Here is a 12260-nt window from a genome sequence, read left to right as displayed (position 1 = left end):
CGCCTGGACGGTCAACCTTGTTGATGCAGACGATCGGACGCAGGCCGGCTTCGAAAGCCTTCTTGGTCACGAAGCGGGTTTGCGGCATAGGGCCGTCTTGAGCGTCGACCAGCAGCAGAACGGAGTCGACCATCGACATCACACGCTCTACTTCACCACCGAAGTCGGCGTGGCCCGGGGTGTCAACGATGTTGATGTGGTAGCCATTCCAGTTGATCGCGGTGTTTTTCGCGAGAATGGTAATACCGCGCTCTTTCTCCTGGTCGTTGGAGTCCATCACGCGTTCGTCGTTGAGCTCGTTGCGCTCAAGGGTGCCGGACTGGCGCAGAAGCTTGTCGACGAGGGTGGTTTTACCATGGTCAACGTGAGCAATGATGGCGATGTTACGTAGATTTTCGATCACTTGTGTATCTCGATCAGAGGATTCGGTCAGCTGACTAGTGTAGGCAGCTATGAACGGTAGAGTCGGCTAAAGCCGTAACGGCTGACGACTGGTGTCGGGGGGCCGGTGACGCAAGCCACAGGCAAACAGCCCCGGGCACTTAGCTCGGTCGATAAACGCGCACATTGGCATGCCCCTCACTGAGCAAATGGTGAGCATGCAGGCGACTCATGACGCCTTTGTCGCAATAAAGCAGGTACTGGCGCGTGTGATCCAGTTCCTTGAAACGGCTGTTCAATGCAAAGAACGGCAGCGTTTGTACTTCGACGCCAGACAGTTCCAGCGGGCGGTCTTCTGCTTCATCCGGATGACGGATGTCGATGACCACTTGCCCGGCCAGCGCCTGACTGACTTCTTCGACCTGAACGTCCTGGCCCAATTCCTCGATCACGCGATCGATAGGCACCAGACGGGCGTTTTCGAGCGCACGCTCGAGCACCGCCATGTCGAACTCTTTTTCTTCATGCTCGACGCGGTTGCGCTTGGCCGCGGTCTTTGGGTTGACCGAGATCACGCCGCAGTATTCAGGCATGTGCCGGGCAAAATCGCCGGTGCCGATCTGATCGGCCAGGTCGATGATGTCCTGCTTGTGACTGGCGATCAGCGGTCGCAAGACCAGCTTTTCAGTCACGCAATCGATGACCGACAGATTGGGCAGTGTCTGGCTGGACACCTGGGAAATCGCTTCGCCGGTGACCAGCGCGTCGATTTCCAGCCTGTCGGCAATGTTGGTCGCAGCGCGCAACATCATACGCTTCAATACTACGCCCATATGACTGTTATCGACTTTTCCGAGAATTTCTCCCAGAACTTCCTCGAACGGCACGCTGACGAACAGCACCCGCTGGGAGCTGCCGTACTTCTTCCAGATGAAGTGCGCGACTTCCATCACGCCCAGCTCGTGGGCCCTGCCGCCCAGATTGAAGAAGCAGAAATGGCTCATCAGGCCGCGCCGCATGATCTGATAAGCGGCAACCGTGGAGTCGAAACCGCCGGACATCAACACCAGGGTCTGCTCCAGCGAGCCCAGCGGATAGCCGCCGATGCTGTTGTGCTGGCTGTGAATCACGAACAGGCGCTGATCGCGGATCTCGATCCGCACTTCGACTTCAGGGGCCTTGAGCGAGATACCGGCGGCGTTGCACTCACGGCGCAACCTGCTGCCAACGTACTTCTCGACATCCATGGAGCTGAAGTCGTGGTGCCCGGCGCGTTTGCAGCGCACCGAAAAAAACTTGCCGGACAGAGCATCGCCGAAGTGCTGTTTGCACTTCTCGTAGATGTCGTCCATATCCCCCAGCGGGTACTGATCGACCTGCAGGAAATGTGCGATGCCCGGCATGCAGCTCAGGCGCTCGGTCATCTCGTGCAGGATTTTCGAATCCTCGACCTTCGTTTCGACCTCGAGGTTGTCCCACACGCCATCGACCACCAGCGCCGGGTCCAGATCGCGGAGCACGGTACGGATGTTTTTGGCCAGCTGTTTGATGAAGCGCTTGCGCACTGGCCGGCTTTTGATGGTGATCTCTGGGAAAACTTTAACGATTAGTTTCATGAAAACAGCGCGCTAGGTGCCGGTCGAAAAAGGGGGGCGCGGATTATAGCGGAAATTGCTCAAGGTTTAACCAGTTATCGTATAGCCGATCATCAGCGCACCAAAAAGGGACTGTATACAATCTGCAAGCACCAATTAGGTGCGCTCGTTTTCAAGAATGCGACGTTTAACGCCCGAAAAGGCGGTGTTTTTCGCGGAAAACCCAACACGGGGCACTGGCATGCAAATTGCTCCCTTGTGAGGCAGGTTGCCTTGGCCGACTATCGCGCCCGGCATCACCCATATTTAAAGGGCCCCACAACTACCTGGCCCTAATCCACCCCGGAGGACAACATGTCGAAGTCGGTTCAACTCATCAAAGATCATGACGTTAAATGGATTGATCTGCGCTTCACGGACACCAAAGGTACTCAGCACCACGTGACCATGCCAGCCCGCGATGCGCTGGAAGACGATTTCTTCGAAGTCGGCAAAATGTTCGACGGCTCCTCCATCTCTGGCTGGAAGGGCATCGAAGCCTCCGACATGATCCTGCTGCCGGACGACGAGACCGCCGTTCTGGATCCGTTCACCGAAGAGCCGACCCTGATCCTGGTTTGCGACATCATCGAACCTTCGACCATGCAAGGTTACGACCGCGACCCACGCGCCATCGCTCACCGCGCTGAGGAATACCTGAAGTCCACCGGTATCGGTGACACCGTATTCGCAGGTCCAGAGCCAGAATTCTTCATCTTTGACGAAGTGAAGTTCAAGTCCGACATCTCCGGTTCCATGTTCAAGATCTACTCCGAACAAGGTTCGTGGATGTCCGACGCTGACATCGAAGGCGGCAACAAAGGCCACCGTCCTGGTATCAAAGGCGGCTACTTCCCGGTTCCTCCGTTCGACCACGACCACGAAATCCGCACCGCAATGTGCAACGCGCTGGAAGAAATGGGCCAGGTCGTCGAAGTTCACCACCACGAAGTGGCAACCGCTGGCCAGAACGAAATCGGCGTGCGATTCAACACGCTGGTTAAAAAGGCTGACGAAGTTCAGACCCTGAAATACGTCGTGCACAACGTTGCCGACGCTTATGGCCGCACCGCTACCTTCATGCCAAAGCCGCTGTACGGCGATAACGGCTCGGGTATGCACGTTCACATGTCCATCGCCAAAGATGGCAAGAACACCTTCGCAGGCGAAGGCTATGCCGGCCTGTCCGACACCGCTCTGTACTTCATCGGCGGCATCATCAAGCACGGTAAGGCACTGAACGGCTTCACCAACCCGGCTACCAACTCCTACAAGCGTCTGGTTCCAGGTTTCGAAGCTCCAGTAATGCTGGCCTACTCGGCTCGTAACCGTTCGGCATCGATCCGTATTCCTTACGTCTCCAGCCCACGTGGCCGTCGTATCGAAGCACGTTTCCCGGATCCAGCAGCCAACCCGTACCTGGCGTTCGCTGCACTGTTGATGGCTGGCCTGGACGGCATCCAGAACAAGATCCACCCTGGCGACGCTGCTGACAAAAACCTGTACGACCTGCCACCTGAAGAGGCTGCAGAGATCCCACAAGTTTGCGGCAGCCTGAAAGAAGCCCTGGAAGAACTGGACAAAGGTCGTGCGTTCCTGACCAAAGGCGGCGTTTTCAGCGACGACTTCATCGATGCTTACATCGCACTGAAATCGGAAGAAGAAATCCGCGTTCGTACGTTCGTACACCCACTGGAATACGAGCTGTACTACAGCTGCTGATCCAGTTGCGTCAGCGATAGCTGCGTGAACAAAAGGCCTCCTTCGGGAGGCTTTTTTGTGCCTGAAAATCAGCAAGCCGGTCGCGGACATCTAAAGAAATCCAAACCCGATGGTGCTTGGCAGGCGATCCTTTTCTAATGTGCCGACGCCAAGGCATTCCGCTTCGGCCATCCAGGGAATGGACATGTTCAAACGACTCAGCATCGTTGCCGTCGCGGCTCTGACAACCGGCGCCGTGCAGGCCCAACCCGCCTCTGCTATCGATTCCAGAATCCTCTCGCAGACCTCCCGCTCTTGGGATGGCACGCCCTACACCGCCTACCCGACCGGCGTGCCGGAGCTGACCGTGCGCAAGGTAGTCATGGCGCCAGGTGCCCGCTTCGACTGGCATTCCCATCCCATGCCTGCGGCCGGCTATGTGCTCGCTGGCGAACTGATCGTCGAGGCTCTCGAAGGCGGCAAGACCATTACCCTGACCGCCGGCCAGGTCCTGCCGGAGATGAACAACATCGTTCATCGGGGGACCAGCGGGGCCACCACCACCGAGCTCATCGTTTTCTATGCAGGTACACCCGGCATGCCCCTGGCGGTGGATCACGACACAAAGAACTAACCCCAGGTGGTATCCGGTTACCGCATTGTCAGGTTTTTTTTCCGGATACTTCCGACCCGGCCAGCGATATGAACGTTGGCCGACCGTTGGCACTGCCCATGAGGACACTGAAATGCACAAACGGCTCTGGCCCACGCTCCTGACTCCGATTCTGATTTCCGCCTGCGCCACCGCGCCCGGGCCTTCCCCTGCTCCGGACGCCCTGCGACCGCTGATGACTGCGATCGGGCAGAGAATCGACATCGCCAATGACGTCGCCCTGAGCAAGTGGTACAGCGGCAAGCCGGTACAGGACAGCGACCGCGAACGTCAGGTGATTATCAACGCCGAGTCGCAGGCGCAAGCGTACAGCCTGACCAGGGACGAAGTCCGTCAGTTCATGACCGCGCAGATGGAAGCCAACAAAGTGGTGCAGTACGCGCGTATCGCACAATGGCACAAGCGCGGCCGGGTCCCGCAACAGCCCGCCAGCACCCTCACCGGCACCATCCGCACGCGCCTGGATACCCTGCAACCGGTGCTGATGGAAAAGTACGCAGCGTTTGTGCCCTATCGCACACACAGTGCCTGCGTGAGCTGGGTGCAGGCCGAGATCAAGCGCCAGACCGCCGACCCGGTCATCGTTGCTGCCATGCAGCGTGCAACGGCTGATCTGTGCATCGCTGCGAGCAAACCCTGATCAACCAGCGAATGACACGGCCAATCGGGTTTTGCTCTATGCTGGCGGCTGTGCCAGGCGCTATCACGGTAGCGCGGTTCAAGCTGTCGTCTCCCGATCGTGGTGCTGGAGTATTCATGCGTCGAAGTCTTGCCTTTGTACTGCTGCTGTTTGCCATCCCCGCAGTCGCGCAAATCTACAAATACACCGACGCCAACGGCAACACGGCCTTCAGTAATCAGCCGCCCAACGGTACGAAGGCTGAGGCAGTCGAGCTGCCGCCGCTCAATAGCGTTGAACCGGTTGCACCGGTGCCCGCCTCCGCCAGCCCCACGCAAGGTCAGCCCCCTCCACAACAGAACACTGCGGCCTATCAGGTCCTCGCACTGACCGACCTGCCCAATGGCGAAGCACTGCGAGCCAACAACGGCACGTTCACCGTTGGCGTGTCGATCCAGCCGCGCCTGCAAACCGGTCATTTGCTGCAGCTGCTGCTCGATGGCACGCCCTACGGTCAACCGACCAACGTGCCTCGCATTCAGCTGACCGAGCTGGACCGCGGCGAACACAGCCTGGCCGTCCAGGTGCTGCAAGGCGCCCAGCCGATCCAGCAAAGCCAGACCGTGAACCTGACTGTGCAGCGAGTCCATGTCGGCAAACCCTGAAACGTGGTGGTTGAGGTGCCTGTTGGCTGGCCTGCTGATGCTCGCGGGGTGTTCGGCCATGGCCGATGTCTACACCTACATTGACGCCGAGGGTAACCGGGTGTTTACCGACCAGCCCCGGCGCAATGCAAAGAAGGTCGATATTGCCCCCAGCAACCAGATCAAGGCAGCCCCCAGGAAACCGAACCAGGCTTCAACCTCCAAGCCAAAACCCGGCCCCCTGTTTCAATACCAACTGCTGCGCATTCTCGCCCCTGAGCCGGACGCCACGATCCGCGACATCCAGGGCAATCTGATCGTTACTGTCACCAATGATCCGGCGCTGCAGTCGGGCCACACCTATCGACTGCTGCTCGACAGCAAAGTCTATGGAGGGGCGAGCCGCAGCCCGGTATTTGCGCTCACCAATATTGATCGGGGCACACATCAGCTGTCGGTAGAAATTGTCGATGAGTACGGCCGAGTGGCGGAAAGAACGCCCAATCAGCCGTTCCATATGCTGCGCATCTCACTCGCGCAGAAGCGTCTCGCCCAGCCTTGCAAGACCAACGATTTCGGCGTGCGCCCGGAGTGTCCGATCAAGGACAAACCTGCCGAAGAAAGCAGCTTCCTTCCTTTCCTCTGATGACAGGCGCCTGAGCGACTAAGCTCCATAATGGTGCGCATTCTGAACGAAGTGCCCATTCGAAATCCCATTTTGGTTCACGATTGGCTTGGGGCCGCAGCTTGTTCGGGCAGACTGTCCAAAAAAAGCTCGAAATGTCTCGGTCCGCGCTTCTTTTCGGAGCCTTGGTTTGGTTTTTGCATTTTCAAACCGACAAGCACCGTATCAGCGGCTTTCCAACGCTGGCAAAGACCAATCAGAGCCTGCGCTTGGGGGCCCACCCAAGGTGCACTGTGCCAAAAGAGGTCAACGAGATTCATGACTATCAGCGATACGTTGCATCGACTGTTACTCGACAACCTGACCACTGCCACGATTCTGCTCAACTCGGACCTGCGCCTGGAGTACATGAATCCGGCAGCCGAAATGCTGCTGGCGATCAGCGGCCAGCGCAGCCACGGACAATTCATCAGTGAATTGTTCACCGAATCCGCCGAAGCCTTGAGTTCGCTTCGCCAGGCGGTGGAACAAGCGCACCCGTTCACCAAGCGCGAGGCCATGCTGACAGCGCTGACCGGCCAGACATTGACCGTTGACTACGCCGTTACGCCCATCCTGGCGCAAGGCGAAACCATGTTGCTTCTGGAAGTCCACCCGCGTGATCGCCTGCTGCGCATCACCAAGGAGGAGGCTCAGTTGTCCAAGCAGGAAACCACCAAGATGCTGGTGCGTGGCCTGGCTCACGAAATAAAGAACCCGCTGGGTGGGATTCGTGGCGCCGCCCAACTGCTGGCCCGCGAACTGCCGGAAGAAAGCCTCAAGGACTACACTAACGTCATCATCGAAGAAGCCGATCGCCTGCGTAACCTGGTGGACAGGATGCTGGGCTCGAACAAGCTGCCGTCGCTGGCGATGACCAACGTTCACGAAGTGCTGGAGCGTGTGTGCAGCCTGGTGGAGGCCGAAAGCCAGGGCTGCATCACTTTGGTGCGCGACTATGACCCGAGTATCCCCGACGTCCTGATCGATCGTGAGCAGATGATCCAGGCTGTGCTCAATATCGTGCGCAATGCGATGCAGGCCATCAGTGGGCAGAACGAGCTACGCCTTGGCCGCATCAGTCTGCGTACCCGTGCCATGCGCCAATTCACCATTGGCCATGTGCGCCATCGGCTGGTCAGCAAGATCGAAATCATCGACAACGGCCCGGGCATTCCGCCAGAGCTGCAGGAAACCATTTTCTACCCCATGGTCAGCGGCCGCCCGGATGGCACCGGGCTGGGCCTTGCCATCACCCAGAACATCATCAGTCAGCACCAGGGGCTGATCGAGTGTGACAGCCATCCTGGCCACACAACCTTCTCGATCTTCCTGCCGCTGGAACAAGGAGCAGCTTCGACATGAGCCGTAGTGAAACTGTCTGGATCGTCGACGACGACCGTTCCATCCGCTGGGTACTGGAAAAGGCCTTGCAACAAGAAGGCATGACCACGCAAAGCTTCGACAGTGCCGATGGCGTGATGAGCCGCCTGGCGCGTCAGCAACCGGACGTGATCATTTCCGACATTCGCATGCCCGGCGCCAGCGGCCTGGATCTGCTGGCGCGGATTCGCGAACAGCACCCGCGCCTACCGGTCATCATCATGACTGCGCATTCGGATCTGGACAGCGCTGTGGCCTCGTATCAGGGCGGCGCCTTCGAATACCTGCCCAAGCCGTTCGATGTCGACGAAGCCGTCTCCCTGGTCAAGCGCGCCAATCAGCACGCCCAGGAACAACAGGGCATGGACGTCGCGCCGACCCTGACCCGCACCCCGGAAATCATCGGCGAAGCGCCGGCGATGCAAGAAGTGTTTCGCGCCATCGGGCGCTTGAGCCACTCCAACATCACCGTGCTGATCAACGGCGAGTCGGGCACCGGTAAAGAGCTGGTCGCTCACGCGCTGCATCGTCACAGCCCGCGTTCGGCTTCGCCGTTCATTGCGCTGAACATGGCGGCCATCCCCAAAGACCTGATGGAGTCGGAACTGTTCGGCCACGAAAAAGGCGCATTCACCGGCGCCGCCAACCTGCGTCGCGGACGCTTCGAACAGGCCGATGGCGGTACGCTGTTTCTCGATGAAATCGGCGACATGCCCGCCGACACCCAGACCCGCCTGCTGCGCGTGCTGGCTGATGGCGAGTTCTATCGCGTTGGCGGTCACGTGCCGGTCAAGGTCGATGTACGTATCATCGCGGCGACTCACCAGAATCTGGAAACCCTGGTGCAGGCCGGCAAGTTTCGTGAGGACTTGTTCCACCGTCTGAACGTGATCCGCATCCACATTCCGCGCATGTCGGACCGTCGTGAGGACATCCCGACGCTGGCCAGGCACTTCCTCAGCCGTGCTGCGCAAGAGTTGGCGGTCGAGCCGAAACTGCTCAAGACCGAGACCGAGGAATACCTCAAGCATCTGCCGTGGCCGGGCAACGTGCGTCAGCTGGAAAACACCTGCCGCTGGATCACGGTCATGGCCTCGGGTCGTGAAGTGCATATCAGCGACCTGCCGCCTGAGCTGTTAAGCCTGCCGCAGGACGCAGCTCCGGTTACCAATTGGGAACAGGCCCTGCGCCAATGGGCCGATCAGGCACTGGCGCGTGGTCAGTCGAGCCTGCTGGACAGTGCCGTACCGACCTTCGAACGCATCATGATCGAAACCGCCTTGAAGCATACCGCTGGCCGCCGTCGCGACGCCGCCGTGCTGCTGGGCTGGGGCCGCAACACCTTGACCCGCAAGATCAAGGAGCTGGGCATGAAGATCGATGGTGGGGATGATGATGAGGGTGAAGAGGGCTGAGATCGTGCAACTCGTTTCCCTCTCCAGGTAGGGCCTTCAGCGTAGGAGTGACCGGGGTGGCGATCCACCCCGGTCACTCCTACAACGAGAAATGCGACCCCGCTTCACATCCTCATTCAGCCGACGACGGCTTTTCCCACAGATTGATCCCGCCTTCCACCGCGAACCGGTCGATTTCGGCCAGCTCTTCGTGGCTGAACTCAAGGTTATCCAGCGCCCCCACGTTTTCGATGATCTGTTCCGGGCGGCTTGCGCCGATCAGCGCGGAAGTGACCCGAGGATCACGCAGCGTCCACGCCAGCGCCATCTGCGCCAGACTCTGGCCACGACGCTTGGCGATTTCGTTCAGGGCACGCACGTGCTCGATGTTCTGCTCGGACAGGTGGGAAGCCTGCAACGACCCTCCGCCCGGACGGTTGACCCGCGCATCCTTTGGAATGCCGTTCAGGTATTTGTCCGACAGCAGACCCTGAGCCAGCGCGGTAAAGGCAATCACGCCCGCACCCAGCTCATCGGTGGTTTCCAGCAGGTCCTGCTCGACCCAGCGGTTGAGCAGGTTGTAAGCCGGCTGGTGAATCAGCAGCGGGACCTTCCACTCCTTGAGCAAGCCAGCGATTTCACGGGTCTTGGCGCCGGAATACGACGAGATGCCGATGTACAGCGCCTTGCCTTGCTGAACTGCGGTTGCCAGTGCGCTCGCGGTTTCTTCCAGCGGGGTGTCCGCGTCGAAGCGGTGCGAGTAGAAGATGTCCACATAATCCAGGCCCATGCGTTGCAGGCTCTGATCAAGGCTGGCCAGCACGTATTTGCGCGAACCGCCGCCCTGACCATACGGACCCGGCCACATGTCCCAACCGGCTTTGGTGGAGATGATCAGCTCGTCGCGGTACTGCTTGAAATCTTCCTTGAGCAACCGGCCGAAATTGACCTCGGCGCTGCCGTAAGGCGGGCCATAGTTATTGGCAAGGTCAAAGTGGTTGATCCCCAGATCGAATGCGGTACGCAGCATGGCGCGCTGGGTGTCCATCGGGGTGCTGTCGCCGAAGTTGTGCCACAGCCCCATCGACAAGGCCGGAAGCACCAGCCCACTGCGGCCTACGCGACGATACGGAACGCGTTCATAACGGTTTGGGGCAGCGATATAGGTCATTCAATCCTCTCTTTTCTTGTCTGAATGGGGATAGCGATTGCAGGTATCCGAGCATACTCGGATGCGCAGAAATTCCATCGGTTCAGGGCAGCGCAACCCACCGCTACCTGAAGCGATAAGAACAACCAATGGCTAAGCGGTGAAGCGAGTATATTGACCCCCGGCAAGCGCCGAAAAATGCTTTATTCCTCTCGCTGGCATCGGTTCCTGATATGGATATTCGTCAACTCAACGCATTCATCGCGGTGTTCGAGGAGCGCAACATTACCTCGGCTGCGCAGCGCCTGTTCACCAGTCAGCCCACTTTGTCAGTCACCATTCGCCAGCTCGAAGACACCTTGGGCACGACGCTGTTTCAACGTCTGCCACGCGGGGTGGAGGTGACCGATGACGCCCGCACGCTTTATCCACAGGCCCGTAGACTGCTGGCTGAAGCCCAGGCGCTGGGCAATCAGTTCCGTCAGCGCAACGACCGGCTGGCGCTGGAAATAGGGGTTGAAAGCGACATCGCTGTCAGCCATCTGGAAGCATTTCTGGCGATGGTCTATCGGGTCGTGCCCAACCTGCTGTTGACGCTGCAGGACGGCTGCAGTGGCGACGCGCGGTTGGCGGTGGAGGAAGATTGCTGCGAAGACGAGCTGTTTCTGCCGGTCTGGGAGGAGTCCTACGTGCTGGCGCTCGCCTCCGGCCATCCGCTGGCTGATCGAGCCGTGCTGGATGAGTCCGACCTGAGCCGCATGCAATGGATCACCTGCCCCTCCCATGCATCCCATCAGCGGCTGATGGAACTGTACAACCGCAGCTCCGGTTCGGTGGTCGCGACCGCTGGCTCGCTGGCCCTGGCCCTGCGATTGGTGGCGGCCGGTGCGGGCGCGGCGATGCTGCCTGAATCCATGATCCGCCATCACGGCGCAGTCATCGCCCGGCCTGCGCGAACGCCCGACCTCATTCGCAGGGTCGGGCTATGCTACGCCGCGCAAGCACTCGACACCCCGGCGTTGCGGTTGCTGCATGGGCACCTGCAGAGCATGAGCGTGCTCAATGCCGTCGGGCTGGCGCAGTAACTGGCCGCCAACGGCCCCATGCGCGACACCGCTGGGCGACGGATTATTCGGATTTGCCGAACAGTGAAACCAGTCCCGACCGGTTATCCCCCGGCTTTTGGCATGCGAAGCTGCAACCCACATTTCGATGGAGTGCACCATGAACACCACCACACAGCCCCATAACACCCCTCGCAAAATCGCAATCGTGACCGGTGCATCGCGCGGCATCGGCGCTCAGATCGCCCGGCGCCTGAGCAGTGATGGCTTCGCCGTCGTGATCAACTACGCCAACAGCGCCACCGAAGCAGACACGCTGGTCGCCCAACTGAACGGCGAAGGCGGTCAGGCCATAGCAGTCAAGGCCGATATCGCCAGCGCCTCTGATGTTCGGCGCCTGTTCGAAGAAACCGAACAGCAGCTGGGGAAAGTCGACGTGCTGGTGAACAACGCTGGCGTACTCAAGACTCTGCCGCTGGCCGAAACCAGCGATGAGCTGTTCGATCACACTTTCAATATCAACGCCCGTGGCACCTTCAACACCTTGCGCGAGGCGGGTACGCGGATGAACGATGGCGGTCGCATCGTCAACTTTTCCAGCACTACGCTGGCCCTGAACCTGCCGGGATATGCGATCTACAATGCGACCAAAGCGGCGGTCGAGGCCTTCACCCATGTGTTCGCCAAAGAGCTGCGCGGACGCAATATCACGGTAAACGCGGTTGCCCCCGGCCCGGTCGCGACCGAGCTGTTCATGCATGGCAAGAGTCAGGAGCAGATCCAGCAGTTCTCCAACATGCCCCCGCTGCAACGCCTGGGTCAGCCGGAAGACATCGCCAACGTGGTGTCCTTCCTCGTCGGCTCAGAAGCCGGGTGGGTGAACGGTCAGATTCTGCGGGCCAACGGCGGGCTGGCGTGAGCCCCACCGTCGGTCGAACAACGGCCTACCTGAC

General features: G+C 59.5%; 12 protein-coding genes. 9 read left to right on the top strand and 3 right to left on the bottom strand.

All coding sequences use genetic code 11. The annotated features are described in order from the left end of the window. Nucleotides 1–403, bottom strand: a 403-nt coding sequence (locus tag ACI2KS_RS27315) for a GTP-binding protein (protein ID WP_404624143.1), incomplete at its 3' end; no start/stop codon positions are given. A gap of 139 nt (nt 404–542) precedes the next feature. Beyond that, on the bottom strand, nt 543–1997 hold the full coding sequence (gene thiI / locus ACI2KS_RS27310; RefSeq protein ID WP_404624142.1) for a tRNA uracil 4-sulfurtransferase ThiI: 1455 nt from the start codon (nt 1995–1997) through the stop codon (nt 543–545). 333 nt (nt 1998–2330) lie between these two features. On the opposite strand from thiI, the gene glnA reads away from it, so the two are divergent. The 7 genes from glnA to ntrC all read left to right on the top strand — a co-directional run bounded on the left by glnA (nt 2331) and on the right by ntrC (nt 9114). Continuing rightward, the gene (gene glnA, locus ACI2KS_RS27305) at nt 2331–3737 is read left to right on the top strand and encodes a glutamate--ammonia ligase (protein WP_404624141.1); all 1407 of its coding nucleotides are present in this window, start codon (nt 2331–2333) and stop codon (nt 3735–3737) included. Between the two features lie 184 nt (nt 3738–3921). Then, nucleotides 3922–4350, top strand: coding sequence for a cupin domain-containing protein (locus ACI2KS_RS27300; RefSeq protein WP_404624140.1), 429 nt, complete (start codon nt 3922–3924; stop codon nt 4348–4350). A gap of 112 nt (nt 4351–4462) precedes the next feature. Next, entirely contained in the window at nt 4463–5029 is a 567-nt protein-coding gene (locus ACI2KS_RS27295) for a chorismate mutase (RefSeq protein ID WP_404624139.1), read from the top strand. A gap of 116 nt (nt 5030–5145) precedes the next feature. Further along, entirely contained in the window at nt 5146–5673 is a 528-nt protein-coding gene (locus tag ACI2KS_RS27290) for a DUF4124 domain-containing protein (RefSeq protein ID WP_404624138.1), read from the top strand. A gap of 10 nt (nt 5674–5683) precedes the next feature. Beyond that, complete coding sequence (locus ACI2KS_RS27285; RefSeq protein WP_404624146.1) at nt 5684–6298, top strand: DUF4124 domain-containing protein; 615 nt, start codon at nt 5684–5686, stop codon at nt 6296–6298. 297 nt (nt 6299–6595) lie between these two features. After that, complete coding sequence (gene glnL, locus ACI2KS_RS27280) at nt 6596–7681, top strand: nitrogen regulation protein NR(II) (RefSeq protein WP_404624137.1); 1086 nt, start codon at nt 6596–6598, stop codon at nt 7679–7681. Further along, a complete protein-coding gene (gene ntrC, locus ACI2KS_RS27275) occupies nt 7678–9114 on the top strand; it encodes a nitrogen regulation protein NR(I) (RefSeq protein ID WP_404624136.1) in 1437 nt (478 codons plus the stop codon). Before glnL ends, ntrC begins: the two co-directional genes overlap by 4 nt. Nucleotides 9115–9226: 112 nt before the next feature. Here ntrC and mgrA read toward each other — a convergent pair whose 3' ends face one another. Next, nucleotides 9227–10264, bottom strand: a complete 1038-nt coding sequence (mgrA, locus tag ACI2KS_RS27270) for an L-glyceraldehyde 3-phosphate reductase (RefSeq protein ID WP_404624135.1) — start codon at nt 10262–10264, stop codon at nt 9227–9229. A gap of 212 nt (nt 10265–10476) precedes the next feature. Between mgrA and ACI2KS_RS27265 the strand changes: the two genes are divergently transcribed. Continuing rightward, on the top strand, nt 10477–11328 hold the full coding sequence (locus ACI2KS_RS27265) for a LysR family transcriptional regulator (RefSeq protein WP_404624134.1): 852 nt from the start codon (nt 10477–10479) through the stop codon (nt 11326–11328). 139 nt (nt 11329–11467) lie between these two features. Beyond that, nucleotides 11468–12226, top strand: coding sequence for an SDR family oxidoreductase (locus tag ACI2KS_RS27260; RefSeq protein ID WP_404624133.1), 759 nt, complete (start codon nt 11468–11470; stop codon nt 12224–12226). The last annotated feature ends 34 nt before the right edge of the window (nt 12227–12260 follow it).

Source organism: Pseudomonas sp. NPDC087358, from assembly GCF_044900785.1.
Taxonomy (GTDB): domain Bacteria; phylum Pseudomonadota; class Gammaproteobacteria; order Pseudomonadales; family Pseudomonadaceae; genus Aquipseudomonas.
The sequence above is the reverse complement of the archived record's forward strand: the minus strand, read 5'-3'. Positions and strand labels throughout refer to the sequence as shown.

Bases quoted from the DNA above. Each gene is read 5' to 3' on its own strand.
- thiI (WP_404624142.1), bottom strand. From the start codon at position 1,997: ATGAAACTAATCGTTAAAGTTTTCCCAGAGATCACCATCAAAAGCCGG.
- glnA (WP_404624141.1), top strand. From the start codon at position 2,331: ATGTCGAAGTCGGTTCAACTCATCAAAGATCATGACGTTAAATGGATT.
- ACI2KS_RS27300 (WP_404624140.1), top strand. From the start codon at position 3,922: ATGTTCAAACGACTCAGCATCGTTGCCGTCGCGGCTCTGACAACCGGC.
- ACI2KS_RS27295 (WP_404624139.1), top strand. From the start codon at position 4,463: ATGCACAAACGGCTCTGGCCCACGCTCCTGACTCCGATTCTGATTTCC.
- ACI2KS_RS27290 (WP_404624138.1), top strand. From the start codon at position 5,146: ATGCGTCGAAGTCTTGCCTTTGTACTGCTGCTGTTTGCCATCCCCGCA.
- glnL (WP_404624137.1), top strand. From the start codon at position 6,596: ATGACTATCAGCGATACGTTGCATCGACTGTTACTCGACAACCTGACC.
- ntrC (WP_404624136.1), top strand. From the start codon at position 7,678: ATGAGCCGTAGTGAAACTGTCTGGATCGTCGACGACGACCGTTCCATC.
- mgrA (WP_404624135.1), bottom strand. From the start codon at position 10,264: ATGACCTATATCGCTGCCCCAAACCGTTATGAACGCGTTCCGTATCGT.
- ACI2KS_RS27265 (WP_404624134.1), top strand. From the start codon at position 10,477: ATGGATATTCGTCAACTCAACGCATTCATCGCGGTGTTCGAGGAGCGC.
- ACI2KS_RS27260 (WP_404624133.1), top strand. From the start codon at position 11,468: ATGAACACCACCACACAGCCCCATAACACCCCTCGCAAAATCGCAATC.